General features: G+C 38.5%; 21 protein-coding genes and 1 other annotated feature. Of the genes, 1 reads left to right on the top strand and 20 read right to left on the bottom strand.

What is annotated here, in order from left to right:
• Position 1: 1 nt before the first annotated feature.
• From T479_RS04465 to T479_RS04435, 7 genes are all read right to left on the bottom strand, one after another.
• Positions 2–880, bottom strand: coding sequence for an aspartate carbamoyltransferase catalytic subunit (locus tag T479_RS04465; protein ID WP_024362117.1), 879 nt, complete (start codon positions 878–880; stop codon positions 2–4).
• A gap of 206 nt (positions 881–1,086) precedes the next feature.
• Positions 1,087–2,397 (bottom strand): solute carrier family 23 protein, encoded by a 1,311-nt coding sequence (locus T479_RS04460; RefSeq protein ID WP_024362118.1) that lies wholly within the window; start codon positions 2,395–2,397, stop codon positions 1,087–1,089.
• A gap of 20 nt (positions 2,398–2,417) precedes the next feature.
• Positions 2,418–2,960 carry a bifunctional pyr operon transcriptional regulator/uracil phosphoribosyltransferase PyrR gene (pyrR, locus tag T479_RS04455; protein ID WP_024362119.1) on the bottom strand — a complete coding sequence of 181 codons (543 nt, stop codon included), beginning with the start codon at positions 2,958–2,960 and terminating at the stop codon, positions 2,418–2,420.
• A 278-nt stretch (positions 2,961–3,238) separates the two neighbouring features.
• Positions 3,239–4,150 carry an RluA family pseudouridine synthase gene (locus T479_RS04450; RefSeq protein ID WP_024362120.1) on the bottom strand — a complete coding sequence of 304 codons (912 nt, stop codon included), beginning with the start codon at positions 4,148–4,150 and terminating at the stop codon, positions 3,239–3,241.
• Positions 4,147–4,626, bottom strand: a complete 480-nt coding sequence (lspA, locus tag T479_RS04445; protein WP_024362121.1) for a signal peptidase II — start codon at positions 4,624–4,626, stop codon at positions 4,147–4,149. Before lspA ends, T479_RS04450 begins: the two co-directional genes overlap by 4 nt.
• A gap of 808 nt (positions 4,627–5,434) precedes the next feature.
• A complete protein-coding gene (locus T479_RS04440) occupies positions 5,435–7,003 on the bottom strand; it encodes a sodium/solute symporter (protein WP_024362122.1) in 1,569 nt (522 codons plus the stop codon).
• Positions 7,004–7,026: 23 nt separating this feature from the next.
• On the bottom strand, positions 7,027–7,356 hold the full coding sequence (locus T479_RS04435; protein WP_024362123.1) for a DUF485 domain-containing protein: 330 nt from the start codon (positions 7,354–7,356) through the stop codon (positions 7,027–7,029).
• A gap of 245 nt (positions 7,357–7,601) precedes the next feature.
• Between T479_RS04435 and T479_RS04430 the strand changes: the two genes are divergently transcribed.
• A complete protein-coding gene (locus T479_RS04430) occupies positions 7,602–8,780 on the top strand; it encodes an AraC family transcriptional regulator (RefSeq protein ID WP_025218760.1) in 1,179 nt (392 codons plus the stop codon).
• 184 nt (positions 8,781–8,964) lie between these two features.
• On the opposite strand, the gene ileS is transcribed toward T479_RS04430, so the two are convergent.
• From ileS to T479_RS04365, 13 genes are all read right to left on the bottom strand, one after another.
• On the bottom strand, positions 8,965–11,733 hold the full coding sequence (ileS, locus tag T479_RS04425; protein WP_025218759.1) for an isoleucine--tRNA ligase: 2,769 nt from the start codon (positions 11,731–11,733) through the stop codon (positions 8,965–8,967).
• A gap of 192 nt (positions 11,734–11,925) precedes the next feature.
• Positions 11,926–12,147, bottom strand: a binding site (T-box leader).
• Between the two features lie 111 nt (positions 12,148–12,258).
• Positions 12,259–12,783 carry a DivIVA domain-containing protein gene (locus tag T479_RS04420; RefSeq protein ID WP_024362126.1) on the bottom strand — a complete coding sequence of 175 codons (525 nt, stop codon included), beginning with the start codon at positions 12,781–12,783 and terminating at the stop codon, positions 12,259–12,261.
• Positions 12,784–12,878: 95 nt separating this feature from the next.
• Complete coding sequence (locus T479_RS04415) at positions 12,879–13,667, bottom strand: YlmH family RNA-binding protein (protein WP_025218758.1); 789 nt, start codon at positions 13,665–13,667, stop codon at positions 12,879–12,881.
• A gap of 115 nt (positions 13,668–13,782) precedes the next feature.
• Positions 13,783–14,061, bottom strand: coding sequence for a YggT family protein (locus T479_RS04410; protein WP_024362128.1), 279 nt, complete (start codon positions 14,059–14,061; stop codon positions 13,783–13,785).
• 20 nt (positions 14,062–14,081) lie between these two features.
• Positions 14,082–14,576: a cell division protein SepF gene (locus tag T479_RS04405; RefSeq protein ID WP_024362129.1), complete on the bottom strand. Its 495-nt coding sequence runs from the start codon at positions 14,574–14,576 to the stop codon at positions 14,082–14,084.
• Complete coding sequence (locus T479_RS04400) at positions 14,560–15,264, bottom strand: YggS family pyridoxal phosphate-dependent enzyme (RefSeq protein WP_024362130.1); 705 nt, start codon at positions 15,262–15,264, stop codon at positions 14,560–14,562. The genes T479_RS04405 and T479_RS04400 overlap by 17 nt, the downstream gene beginning before the upstream one ends.
• 171 nt (positions 15,265–15,435) lie before the next feature.
• Positions 15,436–15,672 carry a YlmC/YmxH family sporulation protein gene (locus tag T479_RS04395; RefSeq protein WP_024362131.1) on the bottom strand — a complete coding sequence of 79 codons (237 nt, stop codon included), beginning with the start codon at positions 15,670–15,672 and terminating at the stop codon, positions 15,436–15,438.
• 219 nt (positions 15,673–15,891) lie between these two features.
• Positions 15,892–16,665: an RNA polymerase sporulation sigma factor SigG gene (gene sigG / locus T479_RS04390; RefSeq protein WP_024362132.1), complete on the bottom strand. Its 774-nt coding sequence runs from the start codon at positions 16,663–16,665 to the stop codon at positions 15,892–15,894.
• A 114-nt stretch (positions 16,666–16,779) separates the two neighbouring features.
• Positions 16,780–17,487 carry an RNA polymerase sporulation sigma factor SigE gene (sigE, locus tag T479_RS04385; protein ID WP_024362133.1) on the bottom strand — a complete coding sequence of 236 codons (708 nt, stop codon included), beginning with the start codon at positions 17,485–17,487 and terminating at the stop codon, positions 16,780–16,782.
• A gap of 13 nt (positions 17,488–17,500) precedes the next feature.
• Positions 17,501–18,334, bottom strand: coding sequence for a sigma-E processing peptidase SpoIIGA (locus T479_RS04380; protein WP_025218757.1), 834 nt, complete (start codon positions 18,332–18,334; stop codon positions 17,501–17,503).
• A 485-nt stretch (positions 18,335–18,819) separates the two neighbouring features.
• The gene (gene ftsZ, locus T479_RS04375) at positions 18,820–19,977 is read right to left on the bottom strand and encodes a cell division protein FtsZ (RefSeq protein WP_025218756.1); all 1,158 of its coding nucleotides are present in this window, start codon (positions 19,975–19,977) and stop codon (positions 18,820–18,822) included.
• Between the two features lie 53 nt (positions 19,978–20,030).
• Entirely contained in the window at positions 20,031–21,314 is a 1,284-nt protein-coding gene (ftsA, locus tag T479_RS04370) for a cell division protein FtsA (RefSeq protein ID WP_024362136.1), read from the bottom strand.
• Positions 21,315–21,408: 94 nt separating this feature from the next.
• Positions 21,409–21,780, bottom strand: coding sequence for a small basic family protein (locus T479_RS04365; RefSeq protein ID WP_024362137.1), 372 nt, complete (start codon positions 21,778–21,780; stop codon positions 21,409–21,411).
• Position 21,781 lies beyond the last annotated feature (1 nt).

Raw genomic sequence — 21,781 nt, 5'->3', positions numbered from 1 at the left:
GTTATTCTCTCCCTTGTAAGATCGTTTCAATTATTGCCATTCGTGTGTATACACCATTGCGTACTTGGTCAAAGATGCGAGACCGTTCACATTCTACTAGCTCTGATGCAACTTCTACATCGCGGTTTACTGGCGCTGGATGCATAATAATTGCTGTGTCCTTCATTTTCTTCTCTCGTTCTACTGTCAAGCCATACTCTTCATGATAGCTTTCTTTTGAGAAGCTTTTATTTACTTTATGACGCTCATGTTGTACACGAAGTAACATAATGACATCACTTATTTCGATTAAATCGTCCCAAGAATGATGTGATTTAAAATCCCCTGCCCATTCTTCTGGACAAAGAAAATGTACATTTGCCCCTAACCGCTGTAACGCGGATGCATTGGATTTTGCTACACGGCTATGAGAAATATCTCCGGCGATTGTAATATTTAACCCTTCAAAAGAACCAAACTCTTTTTTTATCGTGTACAGATCCAGTAATGATTGGGATGGGTGTTGACCAGCGCCATCTCCTGCATTTATAACCGCAACATTGATGCCTTCTAGTAGCTCGTTATAATATTCATCTTCTTTGGCGCGGATAACGACCGCATCCATACCAATCATTTCTAACGTCTTGACTGTATCGTACAATGTTTCACCCTTTGTTACACTTGAAAAGCTTGCGTCAAACGGGATAACCGTACAGCCTACTTTGCGCTCTGCCATCTCAAAGCTTGTCTTCGTACGTGTACTCGGTTCAAAAAATAAGTTTGCTACGTTATAAGCACGAGATAACGATGATGTTTCGCCATTTTCAAACGCCTGCGCACGATGTAAAATGCGGTTAATCTCTTCAGTTGTTAAATGTTCCATTGATAATAAGTTCTTCATCATGTACCTCCATTAGGTTGTGTGTCATGAACGTCTATGTATGACGTCCTTCATTATTTATTTGTCTAAATAATGTAAAAGCCCCGCTGATGTCATCAGCGAGGCATAAGGAGGCGTGACAAACTATAGTAAGACTATTGCTTACTTATTGCTTGTCCACAACTTCCCTTTTTTTGCCTCTCTGGACAATTCATTAAAAGGTACTACTATGATTGATTATTTTGATCGTATGGTACTGGTATATCAGCTTCTTTTTTACCTGGTAGAATTGCATTTAGTACAACACCGATAATCGCTGCTAACGCCATGCCTTCTAAACTTAATGATTCTGTGACGATAAATTTCGCACCGCCGATACCAATTACGAGAATAACAGAGGCAATTACTAAATTGCGGCTGTTACCAAAGTCCACATGGTTGTCTACTAGCATACGTAAACCGCTTGATGCGATGATACCAAACAGTAGGATGGAAACACCACCAAGAACTGCTGTTGGAATCGTTGCAATAACCGCCATTGCTTTCCCGAAGAATGACAGCACAATCGCTACGACTGCCGCACCTGCTATGACATATACGCTGTAAACTCGTGTAATGGCAAGGACACCAATGTTTTCACCGTATGTTGTTTTTGGTGGGCCACCAATAAATGCACTAATCAAGGTCCCAAAGCCATCACCTAGTAAAGAACGGTGTAAGCCCGGTTCTTTAATATAGTCTCGATTGACTACTTTTCCTAATACAAGTTGGTGACCGATATGTTCTGAAATGGTTACAATCACAATCGGTACCATCGCGAGTAAAATTGTCGATGTAATGGTAAAGTCATAATTTACACCTGGGATAATAAAATGTGGTAGTGCAAACATTTTTGCCTCTTTAATCGGTTCGAAGTTGACAATCCCGATAAAAATCGAGTAGACATAGCCTACTATTAAGCCGATTAATATTGGCATTGTACTTAAAATCCCCTTAAAGAAGATGGTAAAGATAATCGCTGTAAACAATGTGACAAGTGCCGCTGAAAAATGCAGCAAATTATATTCTCCGTCAACATTCATTGCCATGTTAACTGCTGTTCCCGATAAGCCAAGACCGATTACCATAATAACTGGTCCTACAACGATAGGCGGAAGGATTTTCATAATCCATTTATAACCGCTCTTCCAAATTATAAGTGACACAATGCCGTAGGTAATCCCGACTGCCATCGCTCCGATCATAGCGTTACCTGGATTAACACTTAAACCATTGTCATCTAAACCACCTGCAGCGATTAATATCGGTGCGATAAAGGCAAAGGATGAACCTAAATAGGCTGGTACTTGAAACTTCGTAATTAATAAGAAGAACAATGTGGCAATCCCACTGGTTAGAAGGGCGATTGCTGGGCTAAGCCCAACCAGTTGTGGTACTAAAATCGTTGACCCAAACATGGCAAACATGTGTTGGAAACTTAATGTCACCAATTGGACTGGGGTCGGTTTATCATTAATATCTAATACTGCCTTTGACATGACGTTTCCTCACTTTATTATTAGTCTTCTTTATAAATAATGACGCAATCTTCGCCATCAACTTCAAGTAAATTAACGACGATACGTTCCGTTCCTGATGTCGGAACATTTTTCCCAACATAATCCGCTCGAATTGGTAGCTCTCGGTGTCCGCGATCAATTAGCACTGCTAGTTGAATTTGCGCGGGTCTTCCTAAATCCATTACTGCATCTAGTGCCGCTCGAACTGTACGACCTGTATAGAGTACATCATCGACTAAAATAATTTTTTGATTGGCTACCACATAATCGATATCTACTTGCTCAACATGTGCCTGCTCATTTTCATGCTTTGTGGATAAGTCATCTCGATAAAGGGTGATGTCTAACTCCCCTGTGCGAATCGCTTTACCCTCGATTTTTTCTATACGTTCTGCTAAGCGTCTTGCAAGAAAGGCACCGCGTGTTTTAATTCCAACTAATATACATTCGTCAATTCCTTTATTGCGTTCAATAATCTCATGTGCAATACGTGTTAATGCTCTTGTCATCGATGGCCCATCTAATAGCTCATTTTTTGACATTTTTTGTCCTCCTCTCTTTCATCGATGTTCATCGGGTTGTTACAGATGCTACCTACTTGCTGAAGCATCATTGAAACGGCATAAAAAAACCTCTCGAGGCGAATAGCCTGAGAGGGTTGAGTACGTGTTTAAATAGCATGTTGGAAAAATTTGCAGCACAAATTTTAGCAACACGTTCACATGTACCTTCTCAGCCTCTCTGGACTGCCATTAAAGGTGAATATTAAGTTAAAGTCGTTCATTCACTTTCGTTAGTATAGACCTTCTTTCATTATCCGTCAATCCTTATTTCTTAATTCGTCTAATAACTGTACATAATCAACAGGAAGTGGTGCTTCAAACTCCATATATTCGCCAGTAGTAGGATGCGTGAATCCTAAAACTCCTGCGTGCAATACTTGTCCGCCAAAATCCATGGTCTTTCTTGGTCCATATTTTGGGTCGCCAACAAGTGGGAATCCAATATACTGCATATGGACACGAATTTGGTGTGTACGTCCCGTTTCAAGACGACACTCTACTAATGTGTAATCACCGAAGCGTTCAATTACTTGGAAGTGCGTTACCGCATGTTTCCCTTTATCCACAACAGCTTGTTTTTGACGGTCCTTTTGATCACGTCCAATTGGAGCATCAATTGTCCCTTTATCGTGAGCGATATGTCCATGCACAAGCGCTGTATATTTACGTGTGACTGTTTTATTCACAAGCTGCTCAACTAATGATTCATGTGCTTTATCATTTTTCGCTACCATTAGCAAACCTGATGTGTCTTTATCGATTCGGTGTACAATACCTGGACGCATGATACCATTTATGCCCGATAAATCTGTGCAATGATACATTAAACCATTTACTAGTGTGCCCGTCAGATGCCCTGGCGCAGGATGGACCACCATTCCTTTTGGTTTGTTGACAACGAGTACATCTGCGTCTTCATACACGATTTCAAGGTCTAAGTTTTCAGCAATAACGTCTAAAGGTTCTGCCTCTGGCACGATGATTTCAACAACATCGCCTGCTTTCACCTTGTATTTTGCTTTTACTGCTTCACCATTTACTTTAACAATTCCTTCTGTAATCCAATTGCTAATTTGTGTACGAGACCATTCATTCTGTATACTCGAAACCGCTTTATCAATGCGCTCTCCTTGTTGCTGTTCTTCAATTGTATATGATACTTGTGTCATTGTTTCACCTGTTTCTTTTCTTTTTTATCTTCGGCGATTAAACCAATCATTAATACGACAACGGCAATTGTTAATGCTGCATCCGCAATATTAAAAATCGGGAAATCGTAATTAATAATAGGGATTAATACGTCGGCAAAATCTACTACTTCTCCTCTAAATATACGGTCAATAAAATTACCAATGGCACCGCCCAATAACAGCATTAAGCCCACTTGAAATAGAGGCTTGCCCTTTGCCTCTTTATGATAAAAGTAAATGATGGCAATAATAACACCTATTGTCACTATAGAAAATAACCACATTTGCCCTTCAAGCATCCCCCAGGCTGCACCTCTATTACGATGCGATAAAATACCAAACCAAGGATCCCATACGGCAATACGTTCACCAAACTCCATATTTTTCACAATTAGCCATTTTGTCCATTGATCAAGAATAATGACAAAAACGGCCAATCCATAATATTTATACACAGCTATTCCTCCGTTCACTCAACATCCTACCTATTCTACCATAAGAGCTTATATAGCAATAACTAATATAACATGAAAATATGACAGAAACACATGCTGTTGCCCAAAAGTAAAAATCGTAGCTTTCCGCTATCCTACTAAAGCCGTTTCCTAATAAACAACGAGTTGTCCCTCTATTCGAGAAAGCTTTCCATGCAAAAATAGAAAACCGTTGATTTCCGTTCCAGGCGCTCCCTTTCCGCAGGCACGGCTTCAACTAATTTTTGCGGCTGTCGCCGCAAAAATGGATTTTCAGCTCGTGCTGTTCCTGCTGGAGTGTCGCGCCTTCCACTCCAATCAACTAGTATCGACTGCTAATATGATGTTTTGGTTTTAAAAAATACATCAAGATGATTAACGCTTTTCAATAGCGGTCTCACTGTTTAGTTTAGCCGTCTTAATATAGTAAGATTGGACGTTTTTCATACAATTTTTATAGAAGTAAAAAAACGATAGGCGGCTGGGACATAACTAGAAAAATTTAAGGAACAGAGGAAAGGTGTTCATAAATTTTTGCTATATGGAGAACTTGGCTAACTTAGCTATTCTTACTTTTGCAATAAATAAAAAATTAGAAGGGTTACTAGTTGTTGGTAACGGAGGTGGTGACTCCGGCAGGAACAGCACATAATGTTAGACGCGGGCAACAACGGCACAGCAAAAAAGTGTTAGATTGATGGCAGTCAATCTAACACTTTTTCTCTTTTGTCCCAGCCTCCTACCGTCTATGCTATCTTCACTAAAAGAAAAAACGTGCAATGTTAATCATCTATGCAGTTTCCGATTCCTTCGAGTGCACTCGCTTCATGAAATCGTTTACATCAGCAGGTACTTTACGATCTAATAATGACACGACAATAACGGATAGGAAACCGACTGGTACTGTTACGATACCAGGGATTTTGAATTGTAGGAAACTTGGAAGTGTCCCTGGTAAGAAAATCATCCACATCGACACGAGGAGACCAATCACTAACCCTGCAATTGCTCCTTTTTCGGTCATCCCTCTCCACCAAATACCTAAAATAAAGATTGGTGTAAATGTACTTGCGGCAACCGTAAATGCTAAAGCAACTAAATGACCGATGGAAGCATCCTTTACGAGTAACCCAAGTCCCCCATATAGAATACCTAAAATAACAATCGCCACTTTTCCAGCAACTACACGCTGTTTTTGTGTAATATCTTTTTTCATAAAGCTAGCATATAAATCATGCGCTAATGCACCAGAGCTTGTAATAAATAATCCTGATAAGTTAGAGAAAATAGCAGCGAATGCCCCTGCAATCACAAGACCGAGCAGCCAATCGCCCCCTAATGCAAGCGCCGTTGTTGGAATAACCATGTTATTGCCACCAAGCACTAGATCTCTCATTACTTCCTCACTCGCAGTACCTGAAATGAAAATAGCACGACCAACAACCCCTAAAAATACGGCTAACAAGAAGAATGCACTCGCAATACCAATCGCCATTAAAGCAGATTTACGTGCAGCCTTAGCACTCGGATTTGTATAAAAACGCAATAAAATATGCGGTAACCCTATCGTACCTAATGCTAAACCAATGGTCATACTAATCGTTTGCCAAAACGTCGGGAAATAGAAGCCTGTCCCCGTCCACGCGGCACCATCAAAATTTATATCACTTCCATCCAAGGCATACGGTGATGTCCCAGTAATAGGTCCATTAAAGGAATTGATAGCTGCTAAAATTTTATCGTAATGCAAGCCACCATACATCGCTGCAATAAGCATCACAATGAATGCACCTAGACGAATCCACAGCTCTAATGCTTGGTTGATCGTCGTGCCCTTCATACCACCGATTCCTACATAGAAAATCATCACGACACATGTAAAAATAATGCCAAATTCATAAGAAGTCCCAAAGAACATACTTAATATTTGTGCTGCGCCTAGTAGCTGTGGCGCCGCATAGAAACCTGAAATTGCTAAAACTACAATGACTGCGGCTAAACGAGCTCGTCTACTATGAAAGCGATAGGCTAAAAAGTCTGCTACGGTAAATGCACCAAATCTTCTTAATGGCCCAGCAACAAAAATGGCTAATAGCGTCAAACCAATCGAGAAGCAAAATGCATAATAGGCTCCATCATAGCCTAATTGAAAGGTTAAACCAGCAATCCCTAAAAATGTAGCTGCACTTAAATAGTCTCCCCCGATAGCTGAACCGTTCGTAAACCATCCAAAGCTCCGTCCCCCAACGAAGAAATCAGATGCTGTTGTATTTTTTTTCGTTAAATACGTAATGTATACAATCGTTGCCATTAGGGCAATTGTTAATAACATTTTTGGTTCTAAAATTGTCTCTAACATTCAACCTACCCCCTTAAGTTGCACTACTTCGTTGACATCTCATATTTTTTCAAGCGCTTTTCATACAATGTCGTATGCACAAAGGCAATCACAAAAGCCATCAACATCATGACGATTGTCGTGACAAACCAAGTAACGGTCATACCTCCCCACAATTTTTTAAACGCAAATTCAGGAGCAAACCAATTCATTACTGGAATAGTAAAAATTAAAATAAAATAAAATACCGTTAAGCTAAATCCTGTAGTAAACTCATCCTTCATAATTTTATGTGTTGTCGGATCTAACGGTGGCAAATCTTTCACATCTACAGTTCCAGCTTCTACATACTCGTAATCATGACTTCCTGCCATATTACTAACCCCCTTTTGTATAGACGAATAATTATCTGAAATTTCAAATTATTATTCACTACAACTATTCTATTCTATTTTTCCAATAATATAGGTACAATATTTTGCTGTATTAGTACAAAATATTGCTATTTTAAGTTAAAATATTTCTATTAACCTTCATTATATTTTTTGACTTTAGAAAGGGGCTGTTTAGTATTTTAAGCGTCGTATGGTACGTTGAGAATTCAATTGAAAAACAGCAAATGCTAGGGTGGTTAGAAGAATTCCTCCCTAACACATTTACTGAATGTACACAACCACGTGCACACGAGGTAGTTATATTCGTCTATGAAATTAGGGGATTATTTGATTGGATTAAGGTCAATCGGTTAAAGAAACATTATCCTAACAGTATTATTGTCCCAATTGTTGCAGTACACCTAGCGTACTCGGCAGGTATTGCCATTGAATTAAATTTACAAGCACTTCTTATAAAACCGTTGCACAAACAAAAGTTTTTACGAATTGTAAAAAAGCTTTATACTTCCCATAAAGAACAGCAAGCAAGTACAGTCACGATGCTTGAACTTTCGCAACAATTCCCTCAAGATCATACATCGCCGTTTCGCGAAGCGTTTTTAAGACGCTTAATACGGGGAGAAATCAACAATGAACAGGAAATTGTACAAGCCTCTTCCTTTTTATCAACTGACTGTATTCCCAATATCGTTTTCTTAATTCAAGGCTACGTAGATATTCAGCAAAACCGACCAATTCCTTACGATGCTAGTAGTGTAATTACAAATGTTTTTCGTCAACATTTTGCCGATAAAGCACCGTTGTCCTTTTTAAATTTCGAGCGTTACTTATTACTGCTAATGCGGATTCCTATAACGTATACATCTTTTAAACATTGGACAGAAGGCGTCACTACTTTACTGACGGTAATCGAGCAATTGAAAAACGATTATAGTATCCATCTTTTTATGGGCATTGGTGGTGTTTTTTTGCAATCTATGCAAGTCAAAGAATCCTATAGTCAAGCTAGAAAAGCACGTAGAAAGCCACCCGTCGATAATATTCATATACGATTTTATGAGGATTTAACGAAGCATGAACAGCTACAAAAGGCTATTCACTACATTGAAGAGCATTACGATGAACAGCTAGTTATTAGCGATGTAGCGAAATCTATTAATTTTAGTCCTACTCACTTTAGCCGATTATTTAAAAAAGAAACGGGTCGTAATTTTGTCGATTATGTAGCGTATACACGCATTATAAAAACACTCCCCTACTTGCGAAAATTTGACTACACCATTGAAAAAATCGCAGCAAGCTCGGGCTTTAATACACCCAATTATTACAGCCTTACATTTAAAAAATATGTAGGAATATCTCCAACGGATTACCGAAACACAATTGAAATATTGTTTAAATAAAGATTACTTTTGCATGTTTGTATCCTAAAAGCTATTCATCTAGATATCCTCGCTTATCTCCCATTTATGGTCTACTTTCCACTATGTTCTTAATTTGGATCGGTATGTTCAACATGTTCCACGCATTCAAAAAAAAATGAGCAGCCGATCTAAAATCATCGAGCTGCTCATTGTTCATTAATTTTTATACATAATATTTTTCAACAACTTCGGCACAACGAGCACACACTGTTGGATGTGCTTCATTTGTTCCAACTGTTGCAGAAATTGACCAGCAACGCTCACACTTTTCGCCTGTTGCTTTTTCAACAACAATGGAAACATGTTCTAACGCTAACGCTTCAGCAGGAGCTGATTCAATTGCTGCTACCTCAAAAGCAGAAACGATAGAAAGTTGGGCAAAATCAATGTTGGCATCATGCAATAATGTTAACACTTCTTGGTTAGCATAAACTGTTATTTTCGCTTCAAGAGACTTACCGATTGTTTTAGCATTACGCGCTTCTTCTAATGCTTTTAGAATATCATCACGCACTCCGATAATCGCTGCCCATTTGCCACGAAGCTCATCAAAGTTTGCTTGCTCATCTACTGATGGGAAATCAGTTAATTGCACTGACATCTCTTCTACAACACCTTGTGCATGTAAGTAAGACCACACCTCATCCGTTGTATGTGGAATAATTGGTGTCATGACTTTTACTAATGTCATTAATGTATCATACATGACTGTTTGCATTGCACGACGGTCTTTATTGTCATGCCCTTCAATATAAACAACATCTTTTGCGATGTCTAAGTAGAAAGAAGATAATTCTACAGCAACAAAGTTATTCACTGCATGGTAGACAGCCGCAAAATCATAGCGGTCGTAAGCACCACGCACCGTTTTTAAGACATCTTGTAAACGCATATAAATGTATTGATCCATTTCGCGTAAATCTGCATAGGCTACACGATCTTTTTGTGGATTGAAATCAGCTACATTACCATGTAAGAAACGGAATGTATTACGGATTTTACGGTACACTTCAGACACTTGTTTTAACATATCCATAGAAATACGCACATCAGCCGTATAATCTACAGATGCTACCCATAGACGTAAAATATCAGCACCATATTGGTCCATTACCTTTTGAGGGATAATAACGTTTCCTAGTGACTTACTCATTTTGCGACCATCGCCATCAAGAACGAAACCGTGCGTTAATAAGCCTTTATAAGGCGCATAGCCATTAATCGCCACAGATGTAATTAACGAAGAGTTAAACCATCCACGGTGTTGATCAGAACCTTCTAAGTAAAGATCCGCTGGATATTTCAGTCCACGTTCAACTAGCACACCTTGGTGAGATGAACCTGAGTCAAACCAAACGTCCATAATATCATTTTCTTTCGTAAACTCACCATTCGGGCTACCTGGATGTGTAAAGCCTTCTGGCAATAATTCTTTCGCAGTCATTTGGAACCAAATATTTGAACCATGCTCACGGAATAATGCAGAAATATGCGCAATTGTTTCTGGTGTAATGATTGGTTCACCATTTTCAGCATAGAAAATTGGAATTGGTACACCCCATGCACGTTGACGAGAAATAACCCAATCGCCACGATCACGAATCATATTATAAAGACGTGTTTCACCCCAAGCAGGTGTGAATGTCGTCGATTTAACCGCTGCTAATAATTCATCACGGAAGGCATCGATAGACGCAAACCATTGTGGTGTAGCACGATAAATAACTGGTTTTTTCGTACGCCAGTCATGTGGATACGAGTGCGTAAAGAAGCTTAATTTTTCTAATGCGCCAACTTCTTCTAATTTGGCAGTAACCATTTTATTTGCATCATTGTAGAAGACACCTTCAAAACCTGGTGCTTCGTCTGTATAACAACCGCTGTTATCCACTGGACTAAGAATAGGTAAACCATAAGCTTTCCCAATTTGATAGTCATCTTCACCATGTCCTGGAGCTGTATGAACACAACCTGTACCTGCTTCCGCAGAAACATGTTCTCCGACCATCACAAGCGATTCACGGTCGTAGAATGGATGTTGGGCTACAAGACGATCTAATGCTTCCCCTTTTACTTCTTGCACAACTTCATACGTTTCCCATTCAAGCTCTTTTGCAACTGTTTCTAACAATTCTTTCGCGATAATGAATTTTTTATCTGCTACTGCCACAACCACATAGATAAACTCTGGATTTAACGAAATCCCTAAGTTTGCAGGTAGTGTCCAAGGTGTAGTCGTCCAAATAATAAATTTCGCATCGGCTGGCACAACGCCTTTTGCATCTTTAAGGGCAAAGCTGACATAAATAGAAGCTGATTTAACATCTTTATATTCAATTTCTGCTTCCGCTAATGCAGACTCAGATGAAGGCGACCAATATACTGGTTTTAAGCCTTTATAAATATAGCCTTTTTCCGCCATTTTACCGAATACTTCAATTTGACGCGCTTCAAATTCTGGTTTTAACGTAATATATGGATTTTCCCAATCGCCACGAATGCCTAGACGGCGGAATTGTGTACGCTGATTGTCAATTTGCTCATAAGCATATTTTTCACAAAGCTCACGGAAATCTGCAATGGACATTTCTTTACGTTTAACACCTTTGTTTGTTAAAGCTTGTTCAATTGGTAAACCATGTGTATCCCAACCTGGAATATAGTTGACATGATAGCCAGTCATGGAGCGATGGCGTGTAATCATATCTTTTATCACTTTATTTAACGCATGGCCAATATGAATATCACCATTTGCATATGGAGGGCCATCATGTAACACATACTCTGGGCGACCAGCTGTACGCTCCATTTGTAATTTATTGATGTCCATCTCATTCCATTTTTCTTGCATTTTTGGTTCATTTGCTGGTAAGTTCCCACGCATAGGAAAATCCGTTTTCGGCATTAATAAGGTTTCTTTATATTCAACCATTTGTAATTCCTCCTTTATTTTTTGCAAACAGAGAACAACTGCTTAGCATCCATGGCATACAGCTTCTTAAAAGCCTCAGCAAAGTGAATGCAACACGACTTGCGCTTAATATTTAAACAATGCTATTTCGAATGTCCTGCGAATGATGCCCCAAAGTCAAAACAGTAACAACAAAAAAGCCCCTCAATCCCTGTAAGGGACGAGAAGCTTGAACTCGCGGTACCACCCTAGTTGTAGTACATAATATACTACCGCTTGAAAGCACGTTAACGTTGTGCGCTCCGAAATAACTTACTAGCCGTTCAGTTATTTAGCTCAGAAGTGATTTTCTTTGTTATTTGCTTGTATGGGCTCCCACTATCCCCAAATCGCTTGTCAACGCCTAACAAATACTGTCTTCGTCTCTGCCTCTATGCATATAAGTGCTTATTTTATTTACTATTACAATAGTATATGGAAATCCACGAATTGCGTCAAGTCATATTCATCACATGATACCTTCACTTTTTTAAGTAAAAGCCTTATTTACATTTCTTCTGACTCTTGTGCTTCCTCAACAGAAGACTGAATTTCGGTTAAATCAATATCATACTGCAATAAATGATCCCAATCATCTGCATTCAGTAAATCTAACTGTGCTTCTACAAGCATTTTAAAACGATTGCGGAAAACCTTTGATTGTTTTTTCAGTTCATCTATCTCGATTGTTACTTTACGTGCTTTCGTTAATGCCTCATTGACGATGCGATCAGCATTTTTTTCTGCTTCCTTCACAATAAGCTTTGCTTCTTTTTGCGAATTTCTGCGTACTTCATCAGCCGCCTCTTGGGCAACAACTATAGATTTTTGTAATGTTTCCTCTAAAGAATTAAAATGTCTCGCTTGCTCTAAAGCCATTTCTAATTGCTTATCGACTTCTTTTTTCTCACGCAGTAGTTTTTCATAATCTTTAATGATTTGATCTAAAAATTCATTTACTTCATCTTCAGCATAACCTCTGAAAGATTTTGTAAACTCCTTATTATGTATATCAATAGGTGATAATGGCATACGATCCTTCTCTCCTTTACATGTACATTCGTAATTCTTATTATACAATTGTTCTAACAACTTAGCAGTAAAAATAAATGGAAATTACATGTTTTTTAGCCTTTTTGGGTCAATCGACCGATTTGTAAACGGATTTTATCTTTCTTTGTTCGGCCTTCAGTCATTATTATTTTCACTCGACCACTTCCACGTACTGACAAAATATCACCTTCTTGACATTCAAAAGCAACTGCATCTCGTTCAGTCCAGTTTACTCGCACTTTCTTTCCCGTAATAAGTGCTTGGGCTTTTTGACGAGAAATCTTTAATACGGTTGCGATAATGACATCTAAACGCATTGAAGAAACCGTATGTGACTCCTCCTGCCAGTCCTCTTCATTTTCGATCAGCACTTGAAACTCTTTCATCGATTCGACATGTACTTTTACTTTCCCAATCCCCGTTAAATGAAGGCGTACATAATCTGCCACCTCTTTTGCCACCACAAACTGTACTTGTTGTTCATTGACACGAATATCCCCGAATTTGGCACGATCAAGCCCTAAAGATAAAAGGGCACCGAGTACATCTGGATGACGCAATTGCACAAACCTTGCAGGATAGTGAATAGTAAACACTTTCAGCTGGTAATCTTCCTTCTGGGGTTCAAAATACGTTGGGAAAATAAGCATGCGCTGACGTTCTGCCTCATGAAATAGACCATCACTTGTTGTATGGAGCATATTATTTTGCCCAATAACAGATGCTACAATAAAACGCTGCCTTGGGTCTAAAAAGTCAGTAAGTTTAGGGGCATAACGATCTTCTACCTCGCGCTGCCAGCTTACTACCTGCTCAATAAAGGGTTGCTCATCCTTCCTAAAATGTTGTATTAAATGCTCCATCTATCGTTCACCTCATCTACCTCATCCATTTGTTCATTCATTAGAAACTACTACTTTTTTAAGCCTAGTATTTCCCCTTTACACAAAAAATCCCCACCAACTGTGAGGATTTTGACTAAAACATAAAGAATATTTTTTGAATTACAATAAAAAGCCCGTTTTTAATAAAATTCAACATAAATATTGCTACAATCGGAGAAATATCAATCATACCAATAGTTGGAATAAATTTTCTAAAAATCCCTAAATACGGCTCACATACTTTTTCTAAAAAACGGCCAATTGCTGAACTTTGAGCAGCTGGTACCCAAGACATTAAAACATATGCAACTAGCATAAATGAATACACAGTAAATGCTAAATCCACATAATGCAAAATGATATATAAAGTCATATAAACTACAATCCTCGCTATTAATTATCGTCTAAAATAAAATTTGAAATTTCGCCAGACACTTCAACATTATCTGGTGTGCATAAGAAAATATCTTTGCCTATACGTTGAATGTCTCCACCAAGTGCATAGACTGTACCACTTAAAAAGTCAATGATTCTTATACCTTGTTCTCGATCGATACGTTGTAGATTCACAATCGTTGCACGTTTGTTCTTTAAGTTTTCTGCGATATCTTGTGCCTCTGCATAAACTCTCGGTTCTACTAATACAACTTTCGCACCCTTTGTATTCATTGCTGCTTGTAAACTGACAATATTATTATTGGCAGCTGTACTTTGCGGTACAATTTCATGAATCTGTGCTTTACGTTCCTTAATGACCTTTTTAGGTTTAGCTGCATGAATCGGTTGTTGCTGCACGGGTTGTTGCTGTTGAATAGGAGCTTGCGTGATTTCTTCTTCTAATTCTTCTTCAAGATAAAAGAAGTTTTTAATTTTATTTTTCATGCTCATCCTGTTCCCCTCTTTCATTTCCAACAAGAGCCGTTCCGACTCGAACGAATGTAGCTCCTTCCTCTACCGCTATTTCAAAGTCATTAGACATGCCCATTGATAACTCGGTACAAGGCGCGTGTGCGAATCCTCGTTCGGCTATTTGCTGTTGACATTGTTTTAATTGCTTAAAAACAGAGCGAATGATTGTTTCGTCCTCTGTATTTGGTGCCATTGTCATTAGACCTACAACTTGAATTTTCGTAAAGTTTTGTAAAGATTCAATAAATGTAACTGCGTCATCAATCGTTAAACCATGCTTCGATTGTTCACCTGACACATTAACTTGTACAAAACATTTTACAGGTTTTGTTGCTCTTTTTTCAATCTCTTCAGCTAAACTTAAACGATCTAATGAATGTAAGTAATCAATTTCATTAATAACTTGTTTTACTTTTCGAGTTTGTAATGATCCAATATAATGCCAGTGTACATTTGCTTGAATGGCTTCAATTTTTTGCTTTAAGCCCTCAGGACGATTTTCACCTAAATGTATAAGCCCTGCATCAATTGCTTCTTGTGTTCTTTCAACGGAAACCTCTTTCGTTACAGCAATAATTTGAACGTTAGTTGCTTCACGATTTGAGCGTTGTTGTGCTGTTTGAATTTGACTATTAATTTTGTCTAAATTTGTTAAGATTTTCGTCACTGTTTTTCCCAACTTTACAACTTAGTTTCCTTTATTGTAACAAGCAACTCTTGATTTATCAATGAATAGCCTGACCTATTAATACTGATACATCCACGTTGCTTAAACGACATGAGAGGCTACAGTCTTACTGTTCAAAAAATAGAAGCAAGCCACACAGATGCTATGATTCTACGATAATGCCTTTACTAGAATGACATCCTTTCCTACAACAAGAACATCCTTCATATGGACTTTTCTAATCGACTCTTCTCCTCTAAAAAAACCTAGATACTTTCTCGGCTCTGCAATCATAAACGCAGTTACATAGCCAGTTTCTTTCGATACCTCTGCATCTACGACAAAGCCTAAAAAACGTCCATTGCCTGCTTCTATTACTTCTTTTTGCTGTAACATTGAGAAACGCATTTGTATCCCTCCTACTAAATCAATACCACTCATTCCAGTGTCAATTTTAATTTAAGCTAAAACTTGCATTGTTAAATGCTAACTTGCTGCTACACAGAGCAACATGCTCACATTATTGTTCTTTATTAGCTTTAATAAAATCTATGACATGTACCATCGTTTTATTTTTATCAATGAAGATAAAATGCGCACCGAAAGTTTCGGGTGCGCATTGTCTACTCACTTATAATCTTTCTGCATTGTTTCAATGGCATTTTTTTCAAGACGTGAAATTTGCGCTTGGGAAATCCCTAATTCTTTGGCAATTTCAGTTTGTGTCTCACCATAATAAAAACGCTTTGCTACAATCATTTGCTGACGTACATCTAATTTTTGCAAACTTTCCTTCACCGACACGTAGGCAACCCATTGATCTTCCGATACATCATCATCACGTAATTGGTCCATCATATAAACAGCGTCTCCACCGTCTGCATAAATAGGCTCTTGTAATGATACTGGGTCTTGAATGGCATCTAAAGCGAATAATACATCTTCCTTTTTCATGTCAATCATTTCAGCAATTTCTTCAATCGTTGGTTCTCGCAAATTATCGGTTATCCATTGTTCTTTTGCCTGCATCGCCTTATACGCAATATCTCTAAGAGAACGAGAAACACGTAGTGCATGATGATCACGCAGATGGCGACGAATTTCACCAATGATCATTGGTACAGCATATGTTGAAAATCGCACATTATGCTTTAAATCGAAATGATCAATGGCTTTCATGAGGCCAATACAGCCTACCTGAAATAAATCATCTGCCTGTTCACCCCTATAGGCAAATCGTCCGACAATACTTAGCACTAACCTTAAATTGCACATTACAAGCTCTTCCCGAATCTCGGTTTCTCCTGCTTGTAATCGAATGAAGAGTTCCTTCATTTCTTCGTGCTTTAAAATTGGCAAAGTCGATGTATCTAAGCCGCAAAGATCTACTTTTGTTCGCATATTCGATTCCTCCGGATGTTATTCTCTGACTAAACCGTTACATCAGTTTGTCCGACAGAATCGAGAATATGCAGAAAAAGCGCGACCAATTTTAGGTAGGATAAATTTCCCTATCTAAGATATTGGCTGATTTAAATTTTCTCGTAAATCTTGAATAATTTTCTTTTCTAGCCTAGAAATATATGATTGCGAAATACCTAAATGATCGGCTACTTCTTTTTGTGTCATTTCAATTTTTCCGTTTAAACCGAAACGACATTCCATAATATATCTTTCACGTGCACCTAATAAATTAATGGCATGGAACATATGTTGTCGTTCAATTTTCTTTTCAACATTATCTAAAATAATATGTTCCTCTGTGCCTAAAATATCAGACAATAATAATTCATTTCCGTCAGCATCAGAATTTAGTGGCTCATCTAGTGAAACTTCACCCTTCATGCGACTCGTTTTACGTAAATGCATCAAAATTTCATTTTCAATACAACGTGATGCGTACGTTGCAAGTTTAATATTTTTATCTGTATTGAACGTTTCAATCGCCTTTATTAAGCCAATCGAACCAATACTAATTAAATCTTCAATCGGCGTACCCGTATTATCAAAACGTCTAGCAATATAAACAACAAGACGTAAATTACGTTCAATAAGTGTATCTCTAGCTCGTAAATCTCCGTTCATAAAGGATGCAATGACTGTGACTTCTTCTTCTCGACTTAGTGGCACTGGCAATGAATCATTTCCCCCTATATAGTACGTTTCACGACTCCGAAACTTACCCCATAATTTTTTCAAGCTAGCAAGTAGCCTAAGAAGCAATAGTTCTCCCCCTCTATGAGTTATTTGAAAGCGCTGAAAAATGTAAAATTGCTGCTGTGCTATGTGGAAAATTTTTAGCTTTTTTCGTTAACACGATATATTCATTTGTTTTCACTTGTGATGACTCGCCTTTTATATGCCATTCATCAAAGCGAAAACCTAAAACTACTGTTTGTTGCTGTACAGTATTAACATGAATAAATCGAATAAGACGCTGATAATCTACTGAAAACATTGATACATCGTAAGGATCTGTTTCTCGCCATTGCATTAATGCTTCATGAATTGTCGCTGGTAAATAAGGCCGTAGCGCTGCATATGAAACAAAATGGACAGGTTTTCCCGATAACGGCTCGATACATTGATTGCCTGTATCTACAAATGCCGAAAGTGGAATTTCTTTGTCAAAAACCTTCAAGGTTGTTTGAAATACAAATTGTCCACTTACTCGCTCCAGCTTAACAAAGCCCCATTGCTTATAAAAAATGATTAAATTACCAACTGCGAGCAATAAGCAAAGTACAATAAAATGCATGACAGAAAGATTCTTTAAATACGGTTGTAATGCTGTTAACAGTCCGCCGATAACGATGGTAGCTGTCAGGACAATCGGCCCTTGCTTTTGAAAGCTTCGAAGCTTAAAGCGAAAGGCTAGACCGATTAGTACAATGAAACTTAGCACAATCGTAAGTAGCGTTTGACCACCAATTACAGCTATTAAACTACTAATTATTGAACTCATTAATAATCTCGTATTCTTTACAAAAACGCCTGTAACTTTTGCTGTAAACGTCAGTATTGCTAGATTATAAAGCGTATTAATGAGCACCAGCCATTCTCCATACATAACAGCCGCCTCCTACTTACAAAGTTAGCATGCCAGCGCTACAAATATTGTCAAACAATCGCATGATTTCCTAAAAATGTTTTGACAAAAAACATCGTTTCCTTACACAAAAAGTGCCAGTCACGCAAACAATTCAGAATTGTTTGCGTGACTGGCACTTAAAAAGGGGCTGGGACATAACTAAAAAAATTTAAGAAACAGACGAAAGCTGTTCATAATTTTTTGCTATATGGAGACCTTAGCTATTCTTGCTTTTGCAATTAAAAAAATTAGAAGTGTTCACTAGTTGTTGGTAGCGAAGGCACTGACTCCAGCGGGAACAGCACATAATGTTAGACGCAACAGACCGCGCGTTAGCGAGGGTTGCGGCTTACGGTGTGCCCGCGGAAAGCACCGCCGTAGCGGACAACAACGGCATAGCAAAAAAGTGTTAGATTGATGGCAGTCAATCTAACACTTCTTCTCTTTTGTCCCAGCCTCTTTGATTATCCACGATTTTTACGGTTACGTAAAAATGCAGGTACTTCTAACATATCATCTTGTGCATAATTTTGATGATTTTGACGCGGTTGTTCTTGTTGTACATGAACTTCTTGACGTTGCTCACGAATTGGCGCTTGTTGTTGTGGAGCAGCTTGTCGATTATTATTAATGCTCGGACGCGCATTTCCTCGGTGTTGTTGTAATGCCTCTTCTGAGAAACCTGTTGCAATCACCGTAACAATGATTTCATCTTTTAAATTTTCATTAATAACCGAACCGAAAATCATATTCACTTCTTCATCTGAAGCCGATGCCACAATATCTGCCGCTTCTTGTACTTCAAATAAGCTTAGGTTAGAACCACCTGTAATGTTCATCAGTACACCTTTAGCGCCATCAATAGATGATTCGAGTAATGGACTTGAAATTGCTTTTTTAGCAGCTTCTGCAGCACGATTTTCACCTGTCGCAATACCAATACCCATTAACGCAGAACCTTTGTTAGACATAATTGTTTTTACGTCCGCAAAGTCTAGGTTGATAAGACCTGGTGTTGCAATTAAATCCGAAATACCTTGTACACCTTGACGTAAAACGTTATCCGCTTCACGGAAAGCTTCCAGCATCGGAGTCGATTTGTCGACAATTTGTAAGAGCTTGTCGTTTGGAATGACGATCAAAGTATCTACAGCTTCTTTCATGCCTCCGATACCACCGATTGCCTGTGTTTGTCGTTTGCGCCCTTCAAAAGTAAACGGTCGTGTTACGACACCTACTGTTAGAGCTCCTAAATCACGGGCAATTTGTGCGATAACTGGTGCAGCACCAGTACCTGTGCCTCCGCCCATTCCAGCTGTAACGAATACCATATCCGCTCCGCGTAATACTTCTTCTAATTGTTCACGGCTTTCTTCTGCCGCTTTTTTCCCTACTTCTGGATTAGCTCCTGCTCCTAAACCACGTGTAAGCTTTGTACCGATTTGTAGCTTAATTTCAGCTTTCGATAAATTTAAAGCCTGTGCATCCGTGTTCACAGCGATAAAATCAACGCCTTGTACACCATGCTCTATCATTCGGTTAACAGCGTTGTTACCGCCACCACCCACACCAATGACTTTTATAACTACAAGTTGATCGACACTTGTATCAAATTCTAACATTCTTTTTTCCTCCCACGGTAACTCGACTCTGTATCATTCATTACGCATTCAAGTTAATCAAAAAATTTATCAAATAATTTTTTTGCTCTACCGATTACGCTTCCTTTTGATTCTGAAGGTGCAGCATATTCTTGCTTTTTAGATGCAGGCGCTTGTGCACCAACAACCGCATATTCAATAGGCTGCGTATTCGTACCTTTTCCGTAAAAATCATCTTCTAAATAGGCGTAACGAATCAGTCCAACTGCCGTCGTAAATGAAGGCTCTCTAACGCCAATATAATCTGGAGTATATATTCTAACACGCGTTTGCAGTATTTGGCGTGCTAATTGAGCAATACCATCTAGCTTTGCAACACCACCTGTTAAAACAACACCGCCTGGCAAATCGCGAACGCCTAAACGTGCTAACTCATCAATTACTAGTTCAAATAATTCTTCTAATCTTGCACCAATAATTTCAGAAATATAGCGTTGGCTGTACTGATCCCTAGAATCTGTACCTACAACTGGCACTTCAAACAGTTCATCGTCTGAAGCATCATCATAAAAGGCATGTCCAAATTGGTGTTTTATTTGCTCCGCTTGATCTGTCGGTGTTTTTAAAACAATTGAAATGTCTTTTGTAATATGGTCACCACCTACTGGAATAACACCAGTGTGTGTCAGTAGCCCTTCTTCAAATACTGCAATAGTCGTTGAGCCACCACCCAATTCAATAAATGCTGTTCCTTGGTTTTTCTCATCTTCCGTTAATGCAAAAAAACCAGCAGCCAGTGGTTGTAAATATATTTCTCTAATGCTTAATCCTGCTTTCTCTACGCAACGAAGTACATTGTGTAACAACGTTTTAGAGGTCGTAATCATTGTCGCGTCCATTTCGAGACGAATACCTATCATACCTCGTGGATCTTTAATTTCATCTAAATTATCTACTATAAACTGTCTAGGAATGATGTTGACTAATTCACGTTCAGGAGGTATTGACATGACTTGTGCAGATTCTACCACTCTGTCTAAATCATCATCTGTAATTTCTCTATTTTCACTATTTACAGCGACAACACCTTTAACTAGTTGTAACATCGTCTGGTTCGCTGGAACGCCTAAAACGACTTCATCGATTTGATAACCAGTCATCCGCTCTGCTTGTTCTACTGCTTTCCGAATAGACTGAACTGTTGCATCAATATCAACAATCGCACCTTTTCGAACACCATTCGATTTTACATTACCGACCCCAATTACATGTAATTGTCCGTCGCTCATTTCACCTATTAATACTTTGATAGAGGAAGATCCTATATCGAGTGATATATACAATTCCTGCTGATTCAATTCGCTGCACCTCCTTGAAAATGCTCTTAATTTCATTCTATTGTAAATCTTGCATAATGTCTAAGCAAATCGAGTATTTTGGTCAATTTTTCTCTCATTCTATGGAAGTTTTCTTCTTGTTGTGACGTTTTTCATCTAACCGAGTTAGTAAAATACGCCTAATGATTGCTATATTTTGGAACAAACGTACTCCAAAAGCGAAAATGGCTGCTAAATATAAGTCTACGCCTAAATTCACACCTAAAAATGCCAGTCCCGCCGCAAGAACTATATTAAAAAAGAAACCTGATACAAATACTTTATCGTCATATACTTGCTGTAATTGAGCTCGTATACCGCCAAATAACGTGTCTAAAGCAGCCAGCACTGCTATAGACAAATAATTTTCATAAATAGAGGGGATTTGGATATTTGTTAACAAGCCTAATGCTAGTCCAAGCACCAAACCTAGAAATGGTAGCCACATA

It is taken from the genome of Lysinibacillus sphaericus (assembly GCF_000600105.1).
GTDB classification, from domain to species: domain Bacteria; phylum Bacillota; class Bacilli; order Bacillales_A; family Planococcaceae; genus Lysinibacillus; species Lysinibacillus sphaericus.
This window is presented reverse-complemented; position numbering and strand designations above follow the sequence as displayed.